General features: G+C 41.3%; 23 protein-coding genes and 2 rRNA genes (1 of these 25 cut by a window edge). 18 read left to right on the forward strand and 7 right to left on the reverse strand.

Features of this window, described 5'->3' with window-relative positions; translation table 11 throughout:
- The 8 genes from NIS_RS02165 to NIS_RS02200 all read left to right on the forward strand — a co-directional run.
- Positions 1–1510, forward strand: a 23S ribosomal RNA gene (locus NIS_RS02165); it begins 1397 nt to the left of the window's first position.
- 128 nt (positions 1511–1638) lie between these two features.
- A 5S ribosomal RNA gene (gene rrf, locus NIS_RS02170) occupies positions 1639–1754 on the forward strand.
- 297 nt (positions 1755–2051) lie between these two features.
- On the forward strand, positions 2052–2999 hold the full coding sequence (locus NIS_RS02175; RefSeq protein ID WP_012081777.1) for an AAA family ATPase: 948 nt from the start codon (positions 2052–2054) through the stop codon (positions 2997–2999).
- Positions 2996–3829, forward strand: coding sequence for a DUF58 domain-containing protein (locus NIS_RS02180; protein WP_012081778.1), 834 nt, complete (start codon positions 2996–2998; stop codon positions 3827–3829). Before NIS_RS02175 ends, NIS_RS02180 begins: the two co-directional genes overlap by 4 nt.
- Positions 3829–4209: a hypothetical protein gene (locus tag NIS_RS02185; RefSeq protein WP_012081779.1), complete on the forward strand. Its 381-nt coding sequence runs from the start codon at positions 3829–3831 to the stop codon at positions 4207–4209. Before NIS_RS02180 ends, NIS_RS02185 begins: the two co-directional genes overlap by 1 nt.
- Positions 4202–5119 (forward strand): vWA domain-containing protein, encoded by a 918-nt coding sequence (locus NIS_RS02190; protein WP_012081780.1) that lies wholly within the window; start codon positions 4202–4204, stop codon positions 5117–5119. The genes NIS_RS02185 and NIS_RS02190 overlap by 8 nt, the downstream gene beginning before the upstream one ends.
- The gene (locus NIS_RS02195; protein WP_012081781.1) at positions 5119–6768 is read left to right on the forward strand and encodes a VWA domain-containing protein; all 1650 of its coding nucleotides are present in this window, start codon (positions 5119–5121) and stop codon (positions 6766–6768) included. The genes NIS_RS02190 and NIS_RS02195 overlap by 1 nt, the downstream gene beginning before the upstream one ends.
- Complete coding sequence (locus tag NIS_RS02200; protein ID WP_012081782.1) at positions 6752–8182, forward strand: BatD family protein; 1431 nt, start codon at positions 6752–6754, stop codon at positions 8180–8182. The genes NIS_RS02195 and NIS_RS02200 overlap by 17 nt, the downstream gene beginning before the upstream one ends.
- Here the strand turns inward: NIS_RS02200 and NIS_RS02205 are convergent.
- A complete protein-coding gene (locus tag NIS_RS02205; protein ID WP_012081783.1) occupies positions 8165–8992 on the reverse strand; it encodes a prephenate dehydrogenase in 828 nt (275 codons plus the stop codon). The two genes, NIS_RS02200 and NIS_RS02205, sit on opposite strands and share 18 nt — an antisense overlap.
- 120 nt (positions 8993–9112) lie before the next feature.
- Between NIS_RS02205 and bamA the strand changes: the two genes are divergently transcribed.
- Positions 9113–11329, forward strand: a complete 2217-nt coding sequence (gene bamA / locus NIS_RS02210) for an outer membrane protein assembly factor BamA (RefSeq protein WP_012081784.1) — start codon at positions 9113–9115, stop codon at positions 11327–11329.
- On the opposite strand, the gene NIS_RS02215 is transcribed toward bamA, so the two are convergent.
- The 6 genes from NIS_RS02215 to plsY all read right to left on the reverse strand — a co-directional run bounded on the left by NIS_RS02215 (position 11319) and on the right by plsY (position 16116).
- Positions 11319–12785, reverse strand: a complete 1467-nt coding sequence (locus NIS_RS02215) for a Ppx/GppA phosphatase family protein (RefSeq protein ID WP_012081785.1) — start codon at positions 12783–12785, stop codon at positions 11319–11321. The two genes, bamA and NIS_RS02215, sit on opposite strands and share 11 nt — an antisense overlap.
- On the reverse strand, positions 12785–13039 hold the full coding sequence (locus NIS_RS02220) for a YfhL family 4Fe-4S dicluster ferredoxin (protein ID WP_012081786.1): 255 nt from the start codon (positions 13037–13039) through the stop codon (positions 12785–12787). Before NIS_RS02220 ends, NIS_RS02215 begins: the two co-directional genes overlap by 1 nt.
- 60 nt (positions 13040–13099) lie before the next feature.
- A complete protein-coding gene (locus NIS_RS02225; RefSeq protein WP_012081787.1) occupies positions 13100–14410 on the reverse strand; it encodes a sensor histidine kinase in 1311 nt (436 codons plus the stop codon).
- Positions 14389–15060, reverse strand: coding sequence for a homeostatic response regulator transcription factor HsrA (hsrA, locus tag NIS_RS02230; RefSeq protein ID WP_012081788.1), 672 nt, complete (start codon positions 15058–15060; stop codon positions 14389–14391). Before hsrA ends, NIS_RS02225 begins: the two co-directional genes overlap by 22 nt.
- Positions 15061–15154: 94 nt before the next feature.
- A complete protein-coding gene (locus NIS_RS02235; RefSeq protein WP_012081789.1) occupies positions 15155–15487 on the reverse strand; it encodes a dihydroneopterin aldolase in 333 nt (110 codons plus the stop codon).
- The gene (gene plsY / locus NIS_RS02240) at positions 15487–16116 is read right to left on the reverse strand and encodes a glycerol-3-phosphate 1-O-acyltransferase PlsY (RefSeq protein ID WP_012081790.1); all 630 of its coding nucleotides are present in this window, start codon (positions 16114–16116) and stop codon (positions 15487–15489) included. The genes NIS_RS02235 and plsY overlap by 1 nt, the downstream gene beginning before the upstream one ends.
- 69 nt (positions 16117–16185) lie before the next feature.
- Here plsY and nadA point away from each other — a divergent pair, with 69 nt between their 5' ends.
- Genes nadA through infB form a run of 9 tightly spaced genes read left to right on the forward strand, consistent with a single transcriptional unit; the run spans position 16186 to position 25384 of the window.
- Entirely contained in the window at positions 16186–17199 is a 1014-nt protein-coding gene (nadA, locus tag NIS_RS02245) for a quinolinate synthase NadA (RefSeq protein ID WP_012081791.1), read from the forward strand.
- Entirely contained in the window at positions 17196–18020 is an 825-nt protein-coding gene (nadC, locus tag NIS_RS02250) for a carboxylating nicotinate-nucleotide diphosphorylase (protein ID WP_012081792.1), read from the forward strand. The genes nadA and nadC overlap by 4 nt, the downstream gene beginning before the upstream one ends.
- Positions 18017–18955 carry a DHH family phosphoesterase gene (locus NIS_RS02255; RefSeq protein ID WP_012081793.1) on the forward strand — a complete coding sequence of 313 codons (939 nt, stop codon included), beginning with the start codon at positions 18017–18019 and terminating at the stop codon, positions 18953–18955. The genes nadC and NIS_RS02255 overlap by 4 nt, the downstream gene beginning before the upstream one ends.
- Positions 18952–20307 carry a M23 family metallopeptidase gene (locus tag NIS_RS02260; protein ID WP_012081794.1) on the forward strand — a complete coding sequence of 452 codons (1356 nt, stop codon included), beginning with the start codon at positions 18952–18954 and terminating at the stop codon, positions 20305–20307. The genes NIS_RS02255 and NIS_RS02260 overlap by 4 nt, the downstream gene beginning before the upstream one ends.
- Before the next feature lie 39 nt (positions 20308–20346).
- A complete protein-coding gene (gene lpxC, locus NIS_RS02265; protein ID WP_012081795.1) occupies positions 20347–21243 on the forward strand; it encodes a UDP-3-O-acyl-N-acetylglucosamine deacetylase in 897 nt (298 codons plus the stop codon).
- Positions 21212–21700 carry a hypothetical protein gene (locus NIS_RS02270; RefSeq protein ID WP_041353967.1) on the forward strand — a complete coding sequence of 163 codons (489 nt, stop codon included), beginning with the start codon at positions 21212–21214 and terminating at the stop codon, positions 21698–21700. The genes lpxC and NIS_RS02270 overlap by 32 nt, the downstream gene beginning before the upstream one ends.
- Before the next feature lie 3 nt (positions 21701–21703).
- Positions 21704–22585 carry a homoserine kinase gene (thrB, locus tag NIS_RS02275; protein ID WP_012081797.1) on the forward strand — a complete coding sequence of 294 codons (882 nt, stop codon included), beginning with the start codon at positions 21704–21706 and terminating at the stop codon, positions 22583–22585.
- A 56-nt stretch (positions 22586–22641) separates the two neighbouring features.
- The gene (locus NIS_RS10450; protein ID WP_197524232.1) at positions 22642–22875 is read left to right on the forward strand and encodes a DUF448 domain-containing protein; all 234 of its coding nucleotides are present in this window, start codon (positions 22642–22644) and stop codon (positions 22873–22875) included.
- Positions 22853–25384 (forward strand): translation initiation factor IF-2, encoded by a 2532-nt coding sequence (gene infB / locus NIS_RS02280; protein ID WP_012081798.1) that lies wholly within the window; start codon positions 22853–22855, stop codon positions 25382–25384. The genes NIS_RS10450 and infB overlap by 23 nt, the downstream gene beginning before the upstream one ends.
- Positions 25385–25394: the final 10 nt, after the last annotated feature.

Below are 25394 nucleotides of genomic sequence, written 5' to 3' on the forward strand. Positions count from 1 at the left end.
TCCGATACCTACTTACTACAAGGCGAAGGAGGGACGCTTAGGGCTAGCCGGGGTCACTGATGGAATAGTGGCTCGAAGGGTGTAGGCTGCTGGGTAGGCAAATCCGCCCAGCGATAGGCCGAGACCTGACAGGCCCCCAAAGCCCTTCGGGGCGGCGGGGGAACCGGTGATGCCGTCGAGCCGAGAAAAGCTTCTAAGCCGTTCGAGTAGTAAGTAGCCCGTACCGTAAACCGACACAGGTGGGCGGGATGAGTATTCTAAGGCGCGCGGAAGAACCCTGGTCAAGGAACTCTGCAAACTGGCACCGTATCTTCGGTATAAGGTGTGCCCGTAGTAGGTGAAGGCCCTTAGCGGCTGGAGCCGAGGCGGGTCGCAGCGAAGCGCTCCATCCGACTGTTTATCAAAAACACAGCACTATGCTAACTCGTAAGAGGATGTATATGGTGTGACGCCTGCCCGGTGCCGGAAGGTTAAGGGGATCGGTTAGCCCTTATGGGCGAAGCCGTGAACCGAAGCCCCGGTAAACGGCGGCCGTAACTATAACGGTCCTAAGGTAGCGAAATTCCTTGTCGGTTAAATACCGACCTGCATGAATGGCGTAACGAGATGGGGGCTGTCTCGACCAGGGATCCGGTGAAATTGTAGTGGAGGTGAAAATTCCTCCTACCCGCGGAAAGACGGAAAGACCCCGTGGACCTTTACTACAGCTTGGTACTGCCATCGGGATGGGGATGTGCAGGATAGGTGGGAGGCTGAGAAGCCCGGGCGCCAGCTCGGGTGGAGCCGTCCTTGAGATACCACCCTTCCTCATTCTGGTGGCTAACTCGCGTGTGTTATCCACACGGAGGACAATGCCTGGCGGGTAGTTTGACTGGGGCGGTCGCCTCCTAAAGAGTAACGGAGGCTTACAAAGGTTGGCTCAAAGCGGTTGGAAATCGCTTGGAGAGTATAAAGGCATAAGCCAGCCTGACTGCGAGAGAGACAACTCGAGCAGAGACGAAAGTCGGTCTTAGTGATCCGGTGGTTCTGAGTGGAAGGGCCATCGCTCAAAGGATAAAAGGTACCCCGGGGATAACAGGCTGATCTCCCCCAAGAGCTCACATCGACGGGGAGGTTTGGCACCTCGATGTCGGCTCATCGCATCCTGGGGCTGGAGCAGGTCCCAAGGGTATGGCTGTTCGCCATTTAAAGCGGTACGCGAGCTGGGTTCAGAACGTCGTGAGACAGTTCGGTCCCTATCTTCCGTGGGCGTAGAAGGCTGAGGAGAGCTGACCCTAGTACGAGAGGACCGGGTTGGACGTGCCACTGGTGTACCAGTTGTCCTGCCAAGGGCACCGCTGGGTAGCTATGCACGGAACGGATAACCGCTGAAGGCATCTAAGCGGGAAGCCGACTCCAAGATGAGCCTTCCCTGAAGGACGGTGGAAGACTACCACCTTGATAGGCTGGGTGTGTAAGCGCAGCAATGCGTTTAGCTGACCAGTACTAATAGTCCGTTTGGCTTACACGTTTTATATGCACCGCCGCCTTACTGAGCTACCACTCTTTTGCTGCGAACAATGAGTGTTCTTTCAAACGATACTTGTCAAGCGACAAGAGAATTAAGTCTTTTACAAACAAAAGATTTACTTCTCTTGTCCTGGTGCCTATGGAGCGGAGGAAACGCCCAGTCCCATTCCGAACCTGGAAGCTAAGCTCCGCATCGCTGATGATACTGCACCCCTCGGGTGTGGAAAAGTAGGTCGGCGCCAGGCAGAGAATTATATTCATCTCTTCATGTGTATACTTCGTATTCTCAAATCTCCTTTTAGAATCACTGTTCAGTTATCTATTTTTTAATTTTCAAATTCTTTTTTCATCTTTTTCGTTTTTAGTATTTTTTAGTATTAAGAATTGTAAATATATTTAAATCCTAATAACACGTGCTTAGGACCAAATTTTATTTTTTAAAATCATCTTTTCCAGTTCCCAATGCCCATTCCCTAATTACCAATACACTATTTGTAACTTTTTTGTTATACAATAACGAAAACATTTTCAAAAGGTTTGGTATGCACCAACTGATACAAAGTATTAAAAACGAGGTGAAAAAGGTCGTTATTGGTCAGGAGAGAATGGTTGACGGGCTCATTCTTGGCCTTTTATGTGATGGCCATATACTTTTAGAGGGTGTACCCGGTCTTGCGAAGACCACTACCGTCAACGCGCTTGCAAAGACTCTTGGATTGCAATTTAAACGTGTGCAGTTCACTCCAGATTTACTTCCTAGTGATATCATCGGTACTGAGATCTATGATCCGGCCAAAAATGAATTTAAGATAAAAAGAGGCCCCGTTTTTACAAACTTGCTTCTTGCGGACGAAATCAACAGAGCTCCAGCTAAAGTGCAATCAGCCCTGCTTGAAGTGATGCAGGAAAGACAGGTAACGATCGGTGACGAGACCTTTACGATAGATCGACCTTTTTTAGTCATGGCGACGCAAAACCCGGTAGAGCAAGAAGGAGCTTACAATCTTCCAGAAGCCCAGCTCGATCGTTTCATGATGAAAATAGTTGTTGGATATAACACGAAGGAAGAAGAGCTCGAAATTGCAAGAAGGGTCGCGAACAATGCATTCGGCACCATAGAGAAAGTGGCATCAAAAGAGGATTTGGAGCTTTTGAAAGAGGAGGCCAAAAATATTCATGTGGATAAAGAAGTTGAAGAGTATATGGTTGATCTCGTTTTTGCGACGAGGTATCCTGAAAATTACGGCTTAAAGGAGATCAAAAATTACATTGCTTTTGGTGCGAGTCCAAGGGCGAGTATCGATCTATTTAAAGCAGCTAAGGCGCTTGCGTACATGCGTGGTAAAGATCATGTCACTCCGCTAGAAGTTGCTTATATCGCAAAAGAGGTTCTCAGACATAGGATCATTCTCAGTTACGAAGGGGAGGCAGAAGGAATTTCAGCCGATACCATTATAGAAAAGGTGTTGGAGGCTGTGCCAATTCCATGATGGATAAACAGGTCAAAAAGCTTTTGATAAAAGCGAAAAAACAGGTTTTTACAGAGATTCCTGGCAATAATCCAAGCCTTTTTAAGGGTGAAGGGTTCGATTTTGTAGAGCTTCGTGAGTATCAACCCGGTGAAGATGTGAAGAAGATCGATTGGCTTGTTACTGCCAAGATGCAAAAGCCTTATGTGAAGCTGTATCAGGAAGAGCGTGAGTTGAATGTAGTTGTAGCTTTGATGATGAGTGGGAGCACCTATTTTGGAACGAAGCGATTCAAATATGAAACAATGGCCGAAACAGCGGCACTTATAGGATATGCAGCGATAAAAAACCAAGACAATTTCAGCTACGTTTTGTATGCAGACAAAGAGTATGATGCCATTGCTCCCACGAAACATCCACAAGCGGTAGCGAGGTGTGTAGATAAAGCGTTCCATTTCGTATCGTTAGGAAAAAAGGCGGATTTTGATAGTTTGGCAAGACGCCTCTTTCGAATAAAGAGAAAATCGATTCTCTTTATAATTAGTGATTTTCTAAACTCTTTCGATTTGAAAGTTTTGGCAAAGAAGCATGAAGTTGTGGCTGTCGTGGTACGGGATCGATTTGAAGAGGAGCCTGATCCAATTGGGTTCATGACGCTGATAGATCCTGAGACGAAAGAGAGTTTTATGGTTGACTTTGAAGGGTTGACACTGAAAAACTATCAAAAAGAGATCAAAAGAAGAGATCATTTTATGTATGAACAGTTTAAAAAGAGTGGGATCAGGTTTACAAAAATCTATACCGATGAAGATCCTTTCATCAAATTGGTGAAACTTTTTGGACAAAGATGATGCAAAAGCTTAGAGATATAAAACCTATAGTAGAAATTCCTGACTACAGTTTTTGGCTCTATCTTTTTTTTATTGTTATTGTGACGCTTCTGGCTGCGCTATTGGTGTATCAGTTAGTAAAACTTCTTAGCCGAAAAAAGATCGATCGCAGAAAAGAGATTTTGCAAATGTTGCGAAATCTTGATTGCAATGACAGCAAAAAGTGTGCCTATCTTCTTACAAAATATGGAAAATATCTCGTTACTGATGAGAGCAGAGTCAGGTTATATGAAGATCTCATTCGTAAATTAACCCATTATAAATATAAAAAAAATGTTCCAGAACTTCCAGAAGATCTCAAAAGGGAGATACGTCTTTTTTTGAAGGTACATGATGAGTAGTTTTGCGTTCGATAGACCTTTGTGGTTGTGGGCCATTTTCATTGTTGTTTTTTGTATATGGAAATGCCGAGCCAAAGAGAGTGCTCTTATTTTTCCACATATTGATATTTTGAAAAAAGCGGCGAACAAAAAAGCTTTTTTGCCCGAGTTCTTGAAAATAACTGCGATAATAGGAACTCTTTTTGCGCTAGCCGGCCCTGTACACATAGACAATATGGTTCATTTGAAAAAAAAGGGCTACGACATCGTACTTGCCATTGATGCAAGCGGATCGATGCAAGAAAAGGGATTTGATCCGACAGATCCACAAAAAACAAAATTCGATGTGGTTAGGAGTCTGGTAAAAGCCTTTATTTCTAAAAGAAGAAACGATAATATCGGCGTCGTCATCTTTGGTTCTTTTGCCTACATCGCTTCCCCTTTGACATTCAATAAAGAGGCGGTGAAAAAGATTCTTGATTATCTCGATATTGGTGTGGCAGGATCGAAAACAGCAATTGATGATGCATTGATCGAGAGTGTTCGGCTCTTAAAAGAGTCACAGGCAAAATCGAAAATCGTGATACTACTTACCGATGGTATCGATACAGCGAGTAAAACACCCCCCGATGTTGCTGTGAAGATGGCGAAAAAGTATGGCGTGAAAATCTATACGATAGGAATCGGAGATAAAAGAGGCATCGATGAAGCTTTTTTGAGATGGCTTGCCCAGCAGGGCCATGGGTACTATTTCTATGCAAAAGATGCTTCTATGCTACGAAAAATCTATGATGAGATCAATAGACTTGAGCCAAGTGAAATACGAGGGAAAGAGATTGTAAAAAAGGATGAGCTGTACCCATATGTACTTTTTGTAGCTATCTTGGCTCTTTTGGGCTATATCTATATTTACGGGAAGCGAGGTTTTTGATGAAGTTTCTCAGTTTTGAATTTATTCCTTTGATGCTGCTTCCTTCCATTGTCCTACTCTATCTTGTTTTGACGAATAAAAGTATGGTAGAGCGTATTTTCGAAGAGAGTGTTTTATCAAAACTCAGGATTGATCAAGGGCTTTCTAAAAAAATGCGTTTGACGCTTCTTTTCATGGCTCTTTTTGCCATGATTTTAGCCATGGCAAGACCTGTATATCAAAAAGGTGTTGTACAAGTAGAGAGTCTCAGTGCCAATGTTGGTATAGCTCTCGATATATCCAACTCTATGAAAGCCACAGATTACTATCCTGATAGATTACAGTTTGCCAAAAAAAAGATCGAAGAGTTTATAAAAGCTTCAAAAAATTTAAACATTGCATTACTCGCTTTTGCTGACGAAGCCTATATTGTGTCTCCTCCATCTTCGGATAAAGAGGCTCTTTTGTATATGCTCAAGCACCTCGATACAGAAAGCCTTGCATTACAGGGAACAAATTTTTTAGCGGCTTTAATGAGTGCTGATATGCTTTTAGGAAAAGAGGGGCAAAAGAGTGTTGTTTTATTTACAGATGGGGGAAATAAGGAAGATTTTTCAAAAGAGATTGCATTTGCAAAAAAAAGAGGGATACAAGTTCACATCATAGGGATTGGGACGCAAAAGGGTGCTCCGATTCCAACGAAAAATGGATATATGCAAGATGCCAAAGGCAATATTGTTATTACTAAGCTCAATGTTCATATAGCAGAGCTTGCTACGAAAACGGGTGGAATATTCATCCAGGCGAGCTATGGCAACCAAGATATACAAAAAATTCTTGCACACTTGGAAAGCTTGGCAAAAACGCATCACATAGAAAAGATTGTGGATCAGGTAGAGTTTTATCCCTATTTGCTCGCTTTAGCGTTTCTTTTTCTTTTCATGGCATTTTTTACGATCCCATCTAAACAGATGACTCTGCTTGCGGTTTTAATGATAGGATTGAAGCTTCATGCCGGACTAACCGATTTTAAATTGATCAAACAGGCAAAAGAAGCGTATGATCGTGGAGCATATGAGGTTGCCGCACAAAAATTTAAAGAGATAGCCGAGGTCAAAGGGTCCGCACAAAGCTATTTCGATGCTGGGAATGCCTTGTACAAAGCGAAAAAATATAAAGAGGCTTTTCAATATTACGCAAAAGTACAGACCGAGGACAAAGAACTTGAGTTTCGAAAGCTTCACAATATGGGGAATTGCTATTTCCAGCTGCAAAACTATCAAAAAGCGATTGAGATGTATGAAAAAGCTTTGAAACTAAAAAATGATCCCGATACGAAGTACAATCTGGAACTTGCAAAAAAGATGTTGCAAAAGAAAAGGAAACAACAGAATAAAAAAAATGATCAAAAGCAACAAAATCAAAAAAAGAGTCCCCAGCAAAAAAAGAGCAAGAACAAACAAAATTCAAAACAGGAAAAAAATCAAAAAAATCAAAAGAGTCAGAATAAACAGAAGCAAAAATCAAAACAGATGAGGAAAAATGTGCCAATTTCCGATAGAGAAGAGAAAAAATGGATCAAGCAGATTGAGAAGAACCCGTTAAAAACATTTTTGTACAAAGCACCATTAAAAATAAAAAAAGAGGGAACAGATGAAAATCCTTGGTAGTCTGATATTTATTGTCTCTATTGTATTTGCCGATTTTCAAGTTTTTTTGGAGAAAAATCCTATCTATTCAGGGGAACCGGCTCAGCTCCATCTCAAAGCAACGGGGCAGAAGATCCTTCTACCAAATCTTCAAAAAATAGGATCGTATCCGATTGCCGATAGTGCCAACTTTTTTTCACAAAAGATTATCAATGGCCAAAGAACGTATACCCAGGAGAAGATTTTTACTTTTTATCCCGATTCAAATATGACGATTGGACCTTTTGAAGCTATCATCGATGGGAAAAAGGTAGAAAGTAAGCCAATTCGACTGGTTGTCAAACCTTCAAGTGGGAAAAATGCCAACATTCTTTTTGAGATGAAAGTGGATAAAAAAGAGGCTTTTGTAGGGGAACCGATTGTAGCAGAGCTTATTTTGAAAATTCGAAGGACTCTACGGATAGTGGATTACAGTTTTGAACCTCCGAAATTCGATAATTTTTGGGTCAAAGAGCTGAAAAGTAGTAACAAATATCTTGAAGAGCATGGAGAGTATTTGGTTAAAAGGATACAATTTCTGCTTTTTCCACAAAAATCTGGCGTATTGAAAATTCCGCCAGCTGTTTTCAAATATGCCGTTGCCAGTAAAACAAGAGATCTTTTCGGTTTTTCTATTACGACACCGAAATGGTATCAAGTTGCTTCTAATGCTGTGCAAATTGTTGCAAAAGCGCTTCCTCAGCCTGTTGATATCGTTGGACACTTCAATTTGAAAGTGGAGGTGGACAAAAAAGAAGTTCATTCTAATGAACCGATCAATCTTGTAGTGACGATCGATGGATATGGAAATTTGGAAAATTTTGATGGATTTGATCTCAATATTTCAAATGCTGTGGTTTATGCGGATAAACCAAAGCTCAAAGAGCAGTTTAAAAATGGTCAATTGCATGCTCGCTTTACACAAAAATTTTCCATTATCGCAGACAGAGATTTCACGATCCCCGCATTGCAAGTGGACTATTTTGATCTTGAGACCAAAAAAATAGTTCATCTCCACAGTGAACCAATCTCTATCAAAGTTTTAGGAGCAGTTGTCAAAGAGTCTCAACCAAAGGTACAAACTCCTATCGATCAACAAAAACAGAAGATTGTCTATAAAGAAAGCAGAAAAAGAGAAATTTTTATCTTTTTTGCAGGGCTCATTGCAGGTATCGGGATTGCACTTATTGTGCTTCTTCTTTTGAAATGGAAGCCATTAAAGAAAGAGCTCTTTTTTACTGATAAAAAAGAGCTTCTCAATAGACTCTTGCCGTATATCGCCAACAATGAAAAGGCAAGAGCTTTAGCTCATGCCCTGTACGAAGAGATCTATGAAGGAAAAAAACACAGAATCTCCAAAAAGGATGTAGAGGAGGTGTTAAAGGATTTGATGTAGAGTAGTGGCATTTTTCATCCACTCCTCCAACTCCTCCCAACGCTCTTTTTCGATCAGCTCTTTGGCATAGGAGAACTCGTCGTTGAATGTTTTCAATGAGCGTAGAAGGTTCTCTTTGTTTTGTTTGAATATGTCGCTCCACATTGCAGGATTGCTTTTAGCCAGTCTACTCATATCTTTAAAACCGCCCGCTGCCAAAATCAAGATGCTTTTGGGATCCTCTTGCTTGAGGACAGAGTTTGCCAGCGCATAGCTAATGGCATGAGGAAGATGACTTATATATGCGGCGTGCAAGTCGTGCTCATGAGCATCCATCATTACAATTTGCATACCCAATTCAACAAAGATATTTTCTGCTCTCTCCTTATGAAAGGGATCGTTCTCTTCTGTATTGCATAAAACGACTATCTTATCATAATAGAGTCCTTCAATAGCAGCCTCAGGACCTGAATACTCAGTTCCAGTCATAGGATGAGCTGCAACGAAGTTTTTTCTAATTTGAGGTGGGCAGTTTTTGACAATTTTCTCTTTCGTACTTCCAAGATCGATGATGGTCGTATGCGGCTCAATATCTATGAGCTTATGTAAAGTTTTGATGATAGCTTCTACAGGGATAGCTAAAAAAACTACGTCACACTTTTTGATCTGTTCAAAATCAACGATCTCATCTACAAGGTCCAATGAAATTGCTTGTTGACAATGTTTGGGATTTCTGTCATAACCGACGACTTTATCCGCGATACCGTTCTTTTTAAGATCCAGTGCCAACGAGCCACCCATGAGGCCGAGTCCAACAATTCCGACTTGCATCAGACTCCTTGAATTGAGAGTGATTTATTATATCGAGCCTCTCTTTTAATCAAGATTAATCTAAATATTGGTACACTTAATAAACTAATATTTACAAAAGCTTCGCTATAAAGGCAATGAATGAAAAAACGGATCGTGCTACTAGCTATTGCATCTGCTTTGCATGCGCAGACAATACAATCGATAGAGTTTGAAGGATTGATGCACCTATCCCCAACGATTGCAAAAGAGATGATTGGCATTCATGAGGGTGAAACTTTGGATATGGAAAAGATTGACGAGGCGGTAAAAAAGTTCTATGCACAAGGCTACTTCAAAGATATTTGGGTGGAGCAAAAAGATGGCAAAATTATATTTCATTTCGTAGAGAAGCCTTTGATAGCGGGTATAGAAGTACTGGGGTATCTAGAAAACAAGGAAGATGAAATCAATGATATTTTGGGACTGAAAAAAGGCGATATCTATGACGAAAAAGTGATAGAACGGGCCAAAGAGAATATCAAGAGAAAAGCTAGGAGCGAAGGATATTTCGACACGGTCGTTGAAGTTGATACGGAGAAAGTTGGAGAGAACAGCCTAAAGGTTACCTTTATTGTCAACAAAGGGGAAAAAGTTTATATCCAAAAGATGAATCTTTGTGGAGCCACTGTTTTCGATAAAGGCGATATTGAAGACGTAGTTGCAAACAAAGAACGTGACAGGTGGCTTGGCTGGATGCTCGGATTCAACAGCGGTGAATTGAAACTTGATCAACTACCAATGGATAGTGCTAGAATAAAAAATCTCTATTTAACCGAAGGATACCTTGACGCTCAGGTAAGTGACCCTTTCTTGCGGGTCGATTTCGATAATTATAAAGCAAAACTCAGATATCACATAACAGAAGGAAAGCCGTATCATGTCCAAGATGTAGAGATCAAGCTTCTTGAGCCTGTTTTGAATAAAACGGAGATAGAGGAGTTGAAAGAGGAGCTCTCTCTTCGAAAAGGAAAACTCTTTAATGTAGAGAAGATGAGAAAAGATATCGAAAAGATAAAACGTTTCGTTGCAGATAAAGGGTATGCTTTTGTTCGAATCGCACCCGATTTCCATAAAGATGAAAAAAAACATCTGGTTTCGCTTCGCTATATGGTCAATCCTGGAGAAAAAGTCTACATCCATGATGTGATCATCTCTGGAAACCAACGAACGCTTGACCGTGTTATCAGGCGAGAGGTCTATCTTGCACCAGGGGACCTGTACAGTTATACCGATATGATCGAATCCAAAAATGCATTGAAAAGGACAGGTTTTTTTGAAGACGTGAAGATCGAAGAAAGACGAGTTGGCGCCAATCAGATGGATCTTGTGGTTAACGTCAAAGAGATGCCTACAGGAAACATCATGGTCGGCGGTGGATACAGCTCTTATGAAGGATTTATCCTCAATGCTGCCATCAACGACAAAAATATTTTCGGAAGCGGTATCAATGGAAACTTCAACGTGGATTTCTCTTCAAAATCTTTGCGTTTCAGTGTAGGGGTATTCAATCCAAGAGTCTTTGACAGTGATTATAGTCTTGGAGTCAATCTCTTTAGCACACGGTTTCAATACTATGATTATACTCAGGATCGCAAAGGGGCTTCCGTTAGTGTTGGAAAACGCTTGACAAGACATCTTTACTCTTCTGTCAGTTACACTTATGAGAAGAATGAATTGAGCGATGTCAACTATGACAATACCTACTTTTTTGCAGGAGACTACACGAAAAGTGCTCTTACACCATCCCTTAAATTCGACAATACAGATGATTACTATGTACCAAGGCACGGATTTGCTCTCTCTGGTTCGTTGGAATATGCAGGGCTTGGCGGAGATGAACAGTATATCAAAGCCTATCTCAAAGGCGCAGTATACTATGGCCTTGAAGATCTGATAGATTACGATCTGATTTTAAGAGCAAAAGGAAAAGTCGGGTATATATACGACAACGGTTATCTGCCTGTCTTTGAAAAGTTTTATCTAGGGGGTATCAGTTCACTCAGAGGATATCAGACAGCCTCTTTGTCTCCTAAAGATGCACAAGGTCGTCTTATTGGTGGCAAATATATGTTCTCGACTTCACTTGAAGCGAGTATTCCGCTTATGAAGCAGACAAATATGCGACTTACGGGATTTCTTGATTTTGGCGGTATTGGTGACGAAAGTTTTACAGAAATTACCCGTGCTGGTACCGGAGTGGCACTGGAGTGGATCAGTCCTATGGGGCCGTTGCAACTTATTTTCGCACATGCGCTCAATGAAGAGCCGGGTGATAGAACCTCCAGTTTTGAATTTAGTATTGGCTCTAGGTTCTAAAAAGCACCGCTACTGGTGCTGGCTTTTCTACTGATTTGATCTCCTCTTTTGCAAGGTAAAACTTCGTATTGCTTTTGATCAAAATCACGCCTTCACCATATTCCACACTAAAATCTGGGCAAGAAAGATCTTTATTGAGCACTTCGGCGAGTGTGAGAGTGAAGCTGAGCCAGTTCATTGTATCGGTTGGTGGCAAAAGCGTACCCAACGTTTTGAGATGAGACTTTGAGGGTAGCTTCTTTTTGTGAAAACGCACCAGTGTGGAGATGGTAGCAATCTCTTCATGGGTAAGGTTGTATTCAAGATCATTGAGAATGATGTAGCTGCTATGTTTGTGATGGTCATAAAAGTCGATTTTGATACCGATATTTGTCAGTTTCGAAGCGATAAGCAGTATCTTTTCGAACTTTTTTTCAGGATCATATAAAGGATGTAAGGCATCGTATATCTTTTTTGTAAAACGGTATAGACACCTGTTTTGCTTTTCATTGATACAGAAACGATCCAACAGACTTCGAACACTAGGTTCGAAATTTGCTGGAAAGCGATAGTGTTGGTTTCGAAGCAGATCTTTTAAAAAGAGACCTTCTCGAACGCCTACACCGCTCGTGATGACCCTTTTTGATTGAATATGTGAAAGAACCTCTTTAAAAATGAGAGTTCCCTCTTTGATCGTATCGTATCTCTCCTTCTTGATATGTAGTTTTTTCAGTTTGTATACCGGAGCGGTAATAATTTTATCTATGAATCGCTTTTCATCTTCCACATAATAGGAGAATGCATGGAGTTTTTCCAAAGGATACTCGTTTTTTTCCATGATAGCTTTTGAGAGAGCCCGTATTGTTCCACCGATACCGATGGCAATCTCATGTTTAAAATGGGTAGGTATTTTTTGTAATTCGTTATGAATAAATTTGATTGCTTTTTCTAAATTCTCTTTCTTATCGAAAAAGAGCTCTTTAAGTCGAACTGTACCGAGATCCAAAGAGATGGTGTCAACCACCTTACGGTCTTGAATAAGAGCAAGTTCTGTTGATCCACCACCGATATCAACGGTGATACCCTCGTGTATGGGTAGAAGGTTCGCTGCAGCAATTCCCCCAAGGAGTGCTTCCGTTTTTCCGTCAATGACTTTTATGTTGAGTCCAAGTTCGCGCCTGACCAGTGAAAGAAAGTGTGATCTGTTGGGAGCATCGCGGAGTGCCGAAGTGGCGACACATAAGATTTTCCGAACTTGAAAGGATTTTGCAATATGTAAAAACTCATTGAGCGCATTGAGTGCTCTTTGCATGGGGATCTCTTGCAAAAGCCCGCCATGCTCATACGCGCCCTCTCCAATACGCACTTTGCTTTTTGTTTCATTGAGAAGATAAAAACCAAATCGACTCGTTCGCTCGATGACAATCATACGAGCGGAGTTTGAGCCGATATCGATGATGGCCGTGCGTCTTGCCATCACTCTTCTTCGTTGACTATCTGTTTGTATTTATATTTGAGTTCCGCTATGGTTTCTACATTATCAGGGTCTGGTACGATACAATCGACGGGACACACTGCTATACACGCTGGTTCATCATAAAAACCTACACATTCGGTACATCGGTCAGGATCGATAATATAGATAGGATCGCCCTCTTCAATCGCCTCTGTGGGGCACTCTTCTCTACAGGCATCACAAGCGATGCACTCATCCGTTATCATTAGTGACATTGAACCCCCTATAAACTTTGTTTGTCAGAGATTTATAGCTGATATTAGCTTAAAATAACTTTAACAAATAGGACAAGCGAGCTGCGTGGGAATAAAAAGAGAGGCAACGGCACCTTTAGCATCTTTTCTGTTTCTGATTTCTATTTTGGCACCCATCGCATCGGCTGCACTGCGTGCCAAGAAAAGACCGAGTCCGACTCCACTTTTGTTTCCGATTCTTTTAAAGGGTGCAAAAAGGTCGATACTCTCATCGACTCCTGGACCCTCATCGAGAACCTCGATTTTTATTCCTCCACTCACTGGGTAGCTTCGTAACGTAATGGTTCCACCCTCTGGAGTAAATTTGATGGCGTTTTGGACAAAGTTTTGGATGATATGGTTAAGCAGCGTTGGCTGTATCGTTGCCTTGTAGGATTTTGGCTTAAGATCCATTTGAATCTCTTTGTCCTCATTCCTTGCCAGGAGTTGATAGTTGTTGGCTTTTTCTTTGAGATACTCAATCAGATCTATTTCTATAGGTGGCTCAAATTGATCGCTCTCTTGTCGGCCGATTTTGAGAACATTTTCTATCATTTTGTTCATTTCGTTAATGGTTTTGATATTGAGCTTTATTGTTTGAATATACTCTTCAGGTGATCTTTTTTTGATCAATGTGACTTCATTTTTGAGCTTCATGACAGCCAAAGGCGTTTTAAGCTCATGTGCGATACCGATGAAGAGCTCTTTTTGATACTTGACAAATGTTTGCACTCGATTGATAAGCATATTGATCGATCTGCCCAATGGCTGAAACTCCATAGGAAGATCTTTGACTTTGATGGGTTTTAAAAGATTTTCATTCATCGATGAGAGTTTGGCCGTCAATTTCATAATATATTTCGTCAGATAGTTTGATAGAAGCGCAGCATATACGATAATAAATGCAAATGCCAAGATGTTGGTGAAAATAATGATGCGATACAGTTTTTTCAAAATAAATTGAATAGAGGTGATATCTTTGGAAATTTTGAGATAGGTCTGTTCTTGAAAATCGTATGGATAGTAAAGGATCATCCAAGTTTTGTTCTGTTTTCTATCAACAACTTTTTGTATAAAGATTTCATCTTTGGAACTTTTGGGTTTGGAGACAACTTCTACAGAAATATTGAGCGTTTTTTGCAGATAACTACTATCGATTTTTTGCCCTTGGTGGAAATTTGGTGCATTGGTTTTGATGTAATTTGCCTGTTTTATCAACTGCTCTTGGATCTCTTCATAGAGTGAGTTTTGAACAGCTTTATAGATGATCGTAGAAAAAAGAGCGATCAGGATAGCCGAAGCTATCACTAATCGAATAAGCAGTTTGGTTTTTAAGCTTTGCGAGGATAGCAAAATCGATAACCCCGTCTGCGAACGGTTTCAATTGTTTGGATACCCAGTGGTTTATCTAATTTTTGTCGAATCTGGTTGATAGCTACCTCGATTACGTTTGGAGTGACGAGCTCGGGTTCTTCCCAGATTGCATCTAGAAGTTGCTCTTTGGAGACGATTTGATCTTTGTGTCTTGCCAAATGGGTGAGGACCTCGAAAGGTTTTCCTTTGAGTTCGATCTCTCGATCTTTGTAAAGAATCTTCTCTTCTTCAGGATTGATGATCAACTCTTTGATTTCGATGATACTACTTCCGCCAAATCGAAGTCTCGCTTCGATTCTTGCCACAAGTACATCGAAATCGAATGGTTTTCGAATATAGTCATCTGCCCCGGCTCTCAAAGCCTCTATCTCGCTCTCTTTGTCATCTCTTGCAGAAAGAACGATGACGACAGTTTTGGGATTGTCCTGTTTAACTTGAGTAACGAGTTCCAATCCGCTGCCGTCTGGCAACATCCAGTCTACAAGAATAAGATCATAATTTCTGATATCAAGATAGTATTGTGCATCTTTCAAGCTTTCGCTAATATCACTTTGATATCCAAACTCTTTCAATCCTTCCGCCAAGGTCTTGTTGAGTGTGATTTCATCTTCAACAATCAAAATTCTCATGCAGCCGCCCCTTATCTAATTTTAAGAATTGGCAGAATTATAACACAATTTTAGTTTTTTTTAAACAATTTTTTAGCAAATTTTAAAACTTTTTTTATGAAAAATTAAGGGAGAGGGAAACGGAGGGAATGCAATGAGAAAGAATTGTCGGTTTTTTTATGCGCATTGTGACTTTTTTGACAGACGGATAGCTCTTTTTGATCAAAAATAGTGTCTCTTGCAAGGCTTCTTCAAGAAGATGAAATTTGTTTTTTTGGATATGTCGGATGATAAGCGTTTCTAAGGAGGCGTAATCTATGAAATCCTCTTTTTTTTCATAGACCAGTTCCAAAAAAATTTCCAAAGGCTGTGGACTGGAACGCTCTTGCGGCAAGATACCGATGATAGCATCGAAGCTCAACTGTTCCAATCGAATGGTGTATTCCATCAGGCTGCTACTTTTCCTTCTTGGCCTGTCAGTAGCCGTTTGATATTTGGCAGATGTTTATAAAAAATGATGAATGCTAAAAGTAGAAGTGGTGCGTGTGAATGCACATATGGCATATCCGGGTGAACGATAAAAGAAGCGACCACAAGAGCTACAAGCCCAGAAAGGGAAGATAAGGATGAGATCTTTGTCGTTTTTGCCACAATAAGCCAGGTGACAATTCCAATAATAGTTTCAACAGGCAAAAGGACCAACAGTACACCCATACCCGTTGCCACTCCTTTTCCCCCCTCAAATTTCAAGAAAGGACTGTAGCAGTGCCCAAGGACCGTCATGATACCTATGAGCCACCAGGTAGCCGGAGGAAAACCCAAGAGTTTTGCTATAAGAACCAGGACAGCTCCTTTGAGTGCATCAAAAACAACGGTAGCGATGGCAAGCTTTTTGGCAAGTTTTGGGTCTTTTTCTTTGACGACTCGTAACACATTGGTTGCACCTATACTTTTGGAACCACTCTGTTTGATGTCGACACCGGCAAAAATTTTGGCAAGAATGTAACCAAAAGGAATGCCTCCAACAAGATACGCTGTGATATAAAACAAAACATTAGGATTTGTGAAAAAATCCATTCATGCCCTTTTGATGAATTTTGTATAATTTTAGCTAAAATTAGCTGATAGCAACTATAAGGAGCCTGCTTGAGTGATTTTAATACATTGCAAAAGCGCATACAAGAACTCAAAGAGAAGCTTGGTGTAACGATCGTTGCACACTATTATCAAAAAGATGAAGTGTATGAAATAGCCGATATTACTGGTGACAGTTTGGAACTGGCAAAAAAAGCAAAAGAGAGCGAAAACGAGTGGATACTCTTTTGTGGTGTGGGATTCATGGGGCAAAGTGTAAAGATTTTGGCTCCTGAAAAAAGGGTTGTAATGCCAAAAATCGCATGCTGTGCCATGGCAAGAATGATCGATAGCACCTATTTCGATGAATCGGTCCAGGCGATGGTGGATGCAGGTATTGCAAAAGAGGATATATTACCTATAACCTATATCAATAGTGGCGCGGAAGTGAAAGCCAAAGTCGGTCAGATGGGTGGAGCAGTCTGTACCAGCAGCAGTGCGGTGAAAATTATCGAAAAAGCGTTACAAAGCGGGAAAAAGATCCTTTTTGTCCCCGATCGATGTCTTGGACAAAATGTTGCAAGAATGATGGGGCTCAAAAGCGCTGTTATCGGAATCGATTCCAACGAAGCGATAAAAGAAGCCGATATCATCTGCTATAACGGTTTTTGTTCCGTTCACCAGCTTTTTACTCTCAAAGATGTAGAGTTTTTTCGAAAAAGGTATCCGGGCATCAAGATAGCCGTACATCCGGAGTGTGATCCAAGTGTGTGTGAAGCGGCCGATTTTGTCGGTTCAACGAGTCAGATTATCAAATATGTTCAATCGTTGCCGATTGATCAAAAAGTAGCCGTGGGAACGGAATACAACCTTGTGCACAGACTCAGACCCAAAAACACTTATGTGCTCTCTTCGACAAAACCGGAGTGCCCTACGATGAATGAAACGACACTGGAAGATGTGGTCAATGTCCTTGAAGGGATTGAGAACAATGCGGTTCTGAACGAAATCTTCGTAGACGAAGAGACGAGGAAATGGGCAAAAGTGGCACTGGAGAGAATGTTTGAATATGTGGAGGCGAAGTGAATCCGTTAGATTTTATGATCGAAGCCTTTGAAGAGGATATAGGAAGAGGCGATCTGTTTGAAAGGGTTGCAGAACCAAAAGAGGCCGCAGCGAAAATCGTGGCTAAATCCGAAGGCGTTTTAGCAGGACAAGCATATGTGGAACCCTTTGCACAATATCTTGATCTAGAGACAAGGTGGGAAAAAAGTGACGGGGATGTTTTCAACAAAGGGGATATCATCTGTATGCTTTTTGGAAACTCAACCCATCTTTTGCAAGCTGAAAGAACCATCTTAAATACCCTTGCGCATGCTTCTGGCATAGCTGCAAAAGCAAGGGCGTTTTGCGAGATTGCACAGGAAAAAATCCATATTTTGGATACGAGAAAAACAAGACCCAAGCTAAGAGTTTTTGAAAAATATGCTGCAAGAGTCGGTGGTGTGACAAATCACAGGATGGGGTTGGATGACTGTTTGATGATAAAAGATACGCACCTTGCTATTTTGGGCGTTGACAATCTTAAAGAAGCGATACAAAGAGCTCGAAAATCGATCCCTTTTACAGCGAAGATCGAGGTTGAGGCTGAAACATTACAAACCGCACAAATCGCTATGGAAGCGGGCGCAGACATTGTGATGTGTGACAATATGGATTTTGAGAGCATTCGGCAAGTGGTTCGGCTTAGAAATGAAGCCTTTTCTCACGTGCTTTTGGAAGCGAGTGGAAATGTTACATTAGAAAATATTGAAAAATATATACAAACCGGTGTGGATGCCATCAGTAGCGGCAGTATCGTGCATCAAGCCGTATGGCCGGATCTATCTATGAAAGTGGAGATATGACCGAGGCCCTGCGAAAGATTCAAGAAGCGAACAGGATCGTACTGTTGACCCATGTCAATCCCGATGCGGATACATTGGGAAGCGCCCTTGGGATGTATCATATTTTGCAAAAAATGGGTAAAAAAGCGGTTGTCGTCAATACAACAGAGTTGCCTTACAACCTTGACTTTTTGCCTGGCATTGAAAAGGTCAAAAAACAGCTTCCATCCTCTTATGAACTCATGATCAGTTTTGATTGCGGCAGTTTCGACAGACTTGGCATCGAAGAAAAGGAAGCATTTTTGATCAATTTTGATCATCATAAAAGTAATACAATGTATGGCGATGTAAACATCATCCAACCAGAGTATGCTTCTACCTCGCAAGTAGTCTATGAGTTTGCAAAAAATCATGGACTGCCAGTAGATAAAAATGCCGCTATCTGTTTCTATACCGCTTTGGTGGATGATTGCGGCTTTTTCAAATACGATACCGTCAATGCAAAAACCTTCGAATTTGCAAAAGAGCTTTGTGAAAAAGGCGTTATTCCAGAATATGTCGCCACAATGCTGACGATGCGGGAGCCTTTGAGTAAAATTCGACTGATCACTTATGTCTTGGAAACGTTGGAGTTACGACTCAACGCAAAAGTGGCAATTGTGAAACTCACCCAAGAGATGCTTAGAAAGAGTGGTGGTACGAAAGAGATGGCCGATGATGCTTTGAATATGGCAAGAAGTCTTGTCACGGTTGAGGTGGCCATTTTATTGAGAGAGGAGGAGGATGGCCGTATCAAAGTTTCCCTTCGCTCGAAAAATGAGATAGATGTAAGTGCCATTGCAATCGCATTTGGTGGGGGAGGACACAAAAGGGCTGCTGGTTTTACCGCGCAAGAGAGATCCTTTGAAAAGGTCTTGGATGCATTGCTGGAAGTTTTGAAAAAGGAGATAGATTGAGAAAAAAAGGTAGACTCTATCTTGTACTGTTTATCATTGCACTTTTAGGTTTGATTTTTTACTGGATCTTGACTTCAGAACTGTTTGAGCGTCAAAAGCCTTCTATACAGATTGCTTCCAAACTGTACTGGAATCTTCGAAAGCCGATTGATATAAAAATTTCGGACAATTCCGGCATCAAATCGTATAGAGTGACGATGGATGACGGAAAAAACAAAGAGGTGCTTGAGCAAAGAACTTTCGAAAACCCTCCAAAAGAGGTACAACTTTCCCTTGAAAGGCCGATGAAACTCGAATTTCCAAGAAATAGGGCAATATTGCATATTGAAGTACAGGATAAGAGTCTTTGGCACTATTTTTTGGGGAATCGAAGTGTAAAAGATATCAAAATAATCATCGATACAAAGCGTCCTGAACTCTATTTGGTCAATAACTCCTATTCTATTACGAAAGGTGGCAGTGCGCTTGTTGTTTTTCACTGCAGCGATGATAACTTGAAAGAGTTTTATGTCGAAACCAATTTTGGGAAAAAATTTTATGCACAACCATTTTATGAAGAGGGGTATTATGCTGCATTGATCGCATGGCCGGTAACCCAAAAAAGATTTCGAGCAACTTTGGTAGCTTATGATAAAGCAGGTAACAGAAGCAAAGTACATGTTCCTTTGTATCTACTCAATAAAAAATATCGTGTCAGTAAAATTACGCTTAAAAAGAGCTTTTTGGAGGGGAAAGTAGCGCTTTTGGCTGAGGACTATCCAGAAACGGCCAAAATGGATTCTTTGGAAAAATTCAAGTTTGTCAATGAGACGTTAAGGGAACGAAACGAAAAATTGATCCATGAACTCTCTTCCAAAGTGCCAAAGGAGATGTTCGATACTTTTTCAATCAAACCCTTTTATCCGTTGAAAAACGGAGCAAGAGTTGCAAGTTTTGGAGATCATCGATACTACTACTATCACGGAAAACTTGTCAGCGAATCGTATCATCTGGGTCTGGATCTGGCAAGTACGCGAGCGGCTCCTGTAAAAGCCAGCAACCCTGGTGATGTGGTTTTTGCAGATTATAACGGCATCTATGGCAATATGCCTCTTATTTCCCATGGATTAGGTCTGTATACCCTTTATGGTCACTGTTCAACCCTGTTTGTGAAAAAAGGTGATCAAGTTGAGCGTGGTGAGACGATTGCAAAGACGGGAAATACAGGACTGGCTCTTGGTGATCATCTCCACTTTGGGGTATTGGTGCAGGGAGTGGAGGTTCGACCAAAAGAGTGGATGGACAAAAAATGGATCAAGGATAACATTACCGATGTCTTGAAAGAAGCTAAAAAGATTATCAATTCTCGATAAATGTGGTACAATGAAATCAATTGAAGTTAAAGGTCTTGTATGAGACAAAGAACGATTGAAAGAAGTGTGGAAGTAGTAGGGATAGGGCTGCATAAGGGAGTTCCCGTTACAATGCGTTTGGAGCCGCTGGAAGAAAACAGTGGCATTCTTTTTTACAGAAAAGATAAAAACAGATATATTGAACTGAAACCTCAAAATGTAGTGGATACAAAGATGGCAACGGTTATTGGGAAAGATGGCGTTGTCATCTCAACGATTGAACATCTTATGAGTGCAGTATATGGATATGGCATCGACAATCTATTGATCATTTTGGATAATGATGAGGTGCCTATCATGGATGGCAGTGCCATCAGCTACTGCATGCTTTTGGATGAAGCTGGGATAATGGAGCAAAAAAGCACCAAAAAAGTGCTTCGCATAAAAAATGAAGTTGAGGTAAGGGATGGTGACAAGTATGTTCGACTAAAACCTGCCGATACACTCTCCTTCGATTTTACCATTCATTTTGACCATCCAGTAATCGGCAAAGAGCACTACCATTTTGAGTTTAGTAAGAAAAACTTTCTTGAAGAGATTGCAAGAGCCAGAACTTTCGGTTTTTTACATGAAGTGCAGTATCTAAGAAGTATCGGTTTAGCCCAAGGGGGCAGCCTGGACAATGCCATCGTCTTAGATGAGAAGAAGATTCTAAATCCAGACGGTTTACGGTTTGAAGATGAATTCGTTCGCCATAAAATTTTGGATGCAATAGGCGATCTCTCCTTGCTTGGCATGCCAGTGATGGGGTTGTACGAGTCTTTTGCCGGCAGCCACCATCTTAATCACTTGTTGACAGTAAAACTTTTGGAAGAGTGTAGCAATTACGAAATTGTTGAAGCTTCTACAACTACGCAGGAAGGGTATGTTATTGGGGCAGCCTGCGCAAAAGAGTGAGGTGGATATCGTTCTTGTAGCGCTAGCCACACCTGTTTTAGTCGGTGTCTATCAAGATGGCAAGCGTATCGAAACGATAGAGTCTCACAAAAAAACAAGCGATATATTGCCTTCCATCTTCCAATCGCTCATGAAACAATATGAGATAAAAAGCGTCTATTTCGCAAGAGGACCGGGAAGTTTCATGTCCATCAAGCTGGTGTATATCTTTTTGAAAACTCTTCAAATTGCAAAAGGAATTACTCTTTTTGGATGTGACGGATTCGAATTTACAGACAATCAACCCATAAAAGCCCACGGTTCACACTACTTTGTCAAAGAAAATGATACAATTTCCACCAAAAAACTGGAAGGAGATGGCGCTGTGACTTTTCGATTGCCAGATAGCATTGATGAGATTCGTTGCAGTCAAGAGAATATTGCGCCACTCTATGTTCTTCCTGCAGTAAAGGTGTAGCATTTGATCATCAGTGTACCAGCAACAAGTGCCAATCTTGGTCCAGGGTTCGATACATTGGGATTGGCTCTAGATTTGAGAAATATTGTTAAGATTAAAAAGAGTAGATTCTTTAGTATTTCTATTAAAGGTGAAGGTGCCAATAATGTTCGGCTAAAGGGAAATAACCTGTTTATCTCCATATTCAACGAACACTACCGTAAGCTAGTAGGAAAAACAGATAAATTTCGATTTACTTTCATTAATAAAATTCCTCTTTCAAGAGGTCTTGGAAGCAGCTCCGCAGTGATTGTAAGTGCCATTGCTGCTGCCTATGCAATGGCGGGTGTTGCTATCCCTAGAGAAAAACTTCTGAATCTCGCACTTATTTATGAACCCCATCCGGACAACATCACTCCCGCGGTAATGGGGGGATTCAATGTGGCAGTTGTCGAGAACAACAAAGTGTATAGTCTGAAAAAAGAGATTCCTCAAAGCCTCAAAGCAGTTGTGGTTATCCCCAACAGACCTATTTCCACCGCCCATTCACGCACAAGGCTTCCTAAACGTTTTGCTATGAGTGATGTGGTCTATAACGTTTCGCGCAGTTCACTTCTTACCGCAGCCTTTTTTAGTGAAAACTGGGAGATGCTTCGTGTCGCGTCTATGGATAAGCTGCATCAAGATATTCGAATGCGCGGGCTGCCCGAACTTTTTGAGCTGCAAAAGCTGGCGCTGCAAAAGGGCGCTCTTATGAGTACGCTTTCAGGAAGTGGTTCCACATTTTTCAATCTCTGTTATGAATCCAAGGCGAAAGAGCTTGCCAAGGTTTTAAAGGATCGATTTGCTAAATACCAGGTAAAAATACTCGATTTTGATAATAAGGGATTGATTATCGAAGAGTAGTTTTGGTAAAAAGCTATTTTTTGATATAATTAGCCCCAATGTCAAAGCCAGTAAGAATGTGCATACATTGCAGACAAAGAGAGCCGCAAGAGAAGCTGATAAGACTGCAATGTATAGAAAAAAAAATTACTCGTTACCAGGGGGTTGGAAGAAGCTTTTACATATGCAATTCCTGCTTGGATAACAAAAAACTGCAAAAAAGCCTCGCTCGAATCTGTAAAATAGATCCAATTTCGGCTTTGAAAATGTTAAAGGAGATTGTAGATAATGGACAAAGTTCGAATCCATGAGATTGCCAGTGAACTTGGCCTCAAAAGCAAAGATGTACTTCAAAAAGCTCAGGAGATGGGATTAAAGGTTAAGTCCCCATCCAGTGGAGTCAGTTTTGAAGAAGCGGAAAAATTGACAGACTATATTATCAATGGACCGGCTGAGGCTGTGGCTGCAAAACCGCAAGAGAAACCGAAAAAGAGTGCTCCAAAAAAAGAGGAGAAACCAAAAGAAGAAGTGAAAAAAGAGGCAGAAGAGAAAGTTGCTGCATCTAAAAAAGAAGAAGAGAAGCCACAAGAGAAGAAAAGCGTTGAAGAGTCTTTGACGCCACCATCATTGAAGAAAAGACGGGGCCTTGTTATCGTGAAAAAGAAACGGCCAAAAGTTGAGCCAAAAGTTGAAGAAAAAGAGGCGAAACAAGAGACGCCACAAGTTACTGCTGAAGAAGAGACTCCTTTAACATTGAAAAGAAAGCCGAAAAAAGCGAAAAAGAGCACTCCGCCTGCGAAAAAGAATGAAGGCAAAAAAATTGAAATTCTTGAAGATAGAGACCTGAGCGATGTGAGTATGGAGCTTGAAGAGGAGGTGGTGGTCCTTCCAGATTTTAGTGAAGAGCTTCAAAAAGTCGAAGAGGAGCAGAAACCAAAAGAGCCACAAAAGAAAAACAAACAGGTCAAAGTGGCAAGAAAAAGTTTTGCGATAGAGCAGCAAGGGATCAGTCGAAGCAAAAAGAAAAAACGAAAGAAGAAAGAGAGTAAAAGCGAAACTGAAATCAAAGTCGTTGAACTCCCTGAAGAGGTCCGGGTCTATGAATTTGCCGAAAAGATTGGCAAAAGCGTTGGCGAAGTGATCAAGGTACTTTTCAACCTCGGTATGATGGCTACAAAAAACGACTTTTTGGATAAAGAGACGTTGGAGATTTTGGCTGAAGAGTTCGATGTCGAGATAAAAATCAAAAATGTGCTTGAAGAGCTTGATTATGTAAAAGTGTATGATGCCGTTGAAGATGATTATCTTGAAGAGAGACCTCCGGTCATTACTATCATGGGGCATGTCGATCACGGAAAAACATCACTGCTTGACTATATCAGAAACTCTAAGATTGCCGAGCGCGAGGCGGGTGGAATTACCCAGCATATCGGTGCTTATATGATCGAAAAAGATGGAAAGCGTATCACTTTTATCGATACGCCGGGACACGAAGCGTTTACCGAGATGCGAGCTAGAGGTGCGCAAGCGACAGATATCGCAATCATTGTGGTCGCTGCAGATGATGGAGTCAAACCACAAACCGTTGAAGCCGTGAATCATGCAAAAACGGCCGATGTACCTATGATCGTGGCAATCAACAAAATAGATAAACCGGAAGCAAACCCGGATCTTGTAAAATCACAGTTAGCTGAAATCGGTATCACTCCAACCGAGTGGGGTGGTGAATATGAGTTTGTGGAAGTGAGTGCAAAAACGGGGCAGGGCGTGGATGATCTATTGGATACGATTTTACTCCAAGCAGAGATCATGGAACTCAAAGCCAATCCAAAAAGAGAAGCTAAAGCAGTAGTTATCGAGAGTTCTTTGGAAAAAGGTAGAGGCCCTGTTGCCACGGTCATCGTAAAAAACGGTACGCTTAGAGTTGGTGACCATGTTGTTTGTGGTGTAGCATTTGGTCGGGTACGAGCTATCATCGACGATCTTGGCAAAATGATCAAAGAACGAAAGCCAAGTGAGCCGGGAGTCGTTGTAGGGCTTGACAAAGTACCACCTGCCGGTGAGATCTTGGTTGCTGTGAAAGACGCTGAAGAAGCGAGAATGTATGCTGAAAGAAGAGCTGAATATGAGAGACAAAAAGAGCTTTCCAAAACAACGAAGGTAAGCCTTGAAGAGCTCAGTCAACTCGTCAAAGAGGGACAGCTCAAAAAACTTCCTGTAATCATCAAAGCCGATACACAAGGAAGTCTCGAAGCGATTAAAGGGAGCTTGGAAAAACTCAAAAACGAAGAGGTGAAGGTCGATATTATCCATGCTGGTGTTGGTGCTATCAGTGAAAGCGATGTGACTCTCGCAGACGCCAGTGAAAATGCCGTCATTTTGGGATTCAACGTACGTCCGACAGGTGCAGTGAAAGAGAAAGCGAAACAGCTCGGTGTCAATATCAAAACCTATTCTATAATCTATGATCTGATCGATGATGTAAAAGCGCTTCTTTCTGGAATGCTCAGCCCAATCATCAAAGAAGAGGTTATAGGACAAGCCGAAGTACGAGAAACGTTTAACGTACCAAAAATCGGTACTGTCGCAGGATGTCTTGTGACTGATGGTGTGATTGAGCGTAATGCGAAAGCGCGAGTTATTAGAGATGGCGTTGTGATTTATGACAGTAAGATAAGTTCGCTTAAACGGTTCAAAGAGGATGTGCGAGAGGTGACCAAAGGGTACGAGTGTGGTTTGATGATAGAAAATTTCAACGACATCAAGGTAGGCGATGTGATCGAAGCTTATAAAGAGGTCGAAGAGGCAGCGACGCTGTAAGGAGAGAAAA

Origin of the sequence: Nitratiruptor sp. SB155-2, from assembly GCF_000010325.1 — a bacterium.
Lineage (GTDB): Bacteria > Campylobacterota > Campylobacteria > Campylobacterales > Nitratiruptoraceae > Nitratiruptor.

Coding starts and splice junctions, on each gene's coding strand:
- lpxC (WP_012081795.1), top strand. CDS start 20,347: ATGAGACAAAGAACGATTGAAAGAAGTGTGGAAGTAGTAGGGATAGGG.
- hsrA (WP_012081788.1), bottom strand. CDS start 15,060: ATGAGAATTTTGATTGTTGAAGATGAAATCACACTCAACAAGACCTTG.
- NIS_RS02190 (WP_012081780.1), top strand. CDS start 4,202: ATGAGTAGTTTTGCGTTCGATAGACCTTTGTGGTTGTGGGCCATTTTC.
- NIS_RS02175 (WP_012081777.1), top strand. CDS start 2,052: ATGCACCAACTGATACAAAGTATTAAAAACGAGGTGAAAAAGGTCGTT.
- NIS_RS02195 (WP_012081781.1), top strand. CDS start 5,119: ATGAAGTTTCTCAGTTTTGAATTTATTCCTTTGATGCTGCTTCCTTCC.
- NIS_RS02220 (WP_012081786.1), bottom strand. CDS start 13,039: ATGTCACTAATGATAACGGATGAGTGCATCGCTTGTGATGCCTGTAGA.
- infB (WP_012081798.1), top strand. CDS start 22,853: ATGGACAAAGTTCGAATCCATGAGATTGCCAGTGAACTTGGCCTCAAA.
- NIS_RS02270 (WP_041353967.1), top strand. CDS start 21,212: ATGTTATTGGGGCAGCCTGCGCAAAAGAGTGAGGTGGATATCGTTCTT.
- NIS_RS02180 (WP_012081778.1), top strand. CDS start 2,996: ATGATGGATAAACAGGTCAAAAAGCTTTTGATAAAAGCGAAAAAACAG.
- NIS_RS02255 (WP_012081793.1), top strand. CDS start 18,017: ATGACCGAGGCCCTGCGAAAGATTCAAGAAGCGAACAGGATCGTACTG.
- NIS_RS02205 (WP_012081783.1), bottom strand. CDS start 8,992: ATGCAAGTCGGAATTGTTGGACTCGGCCTCATGGGTGGCTCGTTGGCA.
- NIS_RS02215 (WP_012081785.1), bottom strand. CDS start 12,785: ATGGCAAGACGCACGGCCATCATCGATATCGGCTCAAACTCCGCTCGT.
- bamA (WP_012081784.1), top strand. CDS start 9,113: ATGAAAAAACGGATCGTGCTACTAGCTATTGCATCTGCTTTGCATGCG.
- NIS_RS02235 (WP_012081789.1), bottom strand. CDS start 15,487: ATGGAATACACCATTCGATTGGAACAGTTGAGCTTCGATGCTATCATC.
- NIS_RS02185 (WP_012081779.1), top strand. CDS start 3,829: ATGCAAAAGCTTAGAGATATAAAACCTATAGTAGAAATTCCTGACTAC.
- NIS_RS10450 (WP_197524232.1), top strand. CDS start 22,642: ATGTGCATACATTGCAGACAAAGAGAGCCGCAAGAGAAGCTGATAAGA.
- NIS_RS02200 (WP_012081782.1), top strand. CDS start 6,752: ATGAAAATCCTTGGTAGTCTGATATTTATTGTCTCTATTGTATTTGCC.
- plsY (WP_012081790.1), bottom strand. CDS start 16,116: ATGGATTTTTTCACAAATCCTAATGTTTTGTTTTATATCACAGCGTAT.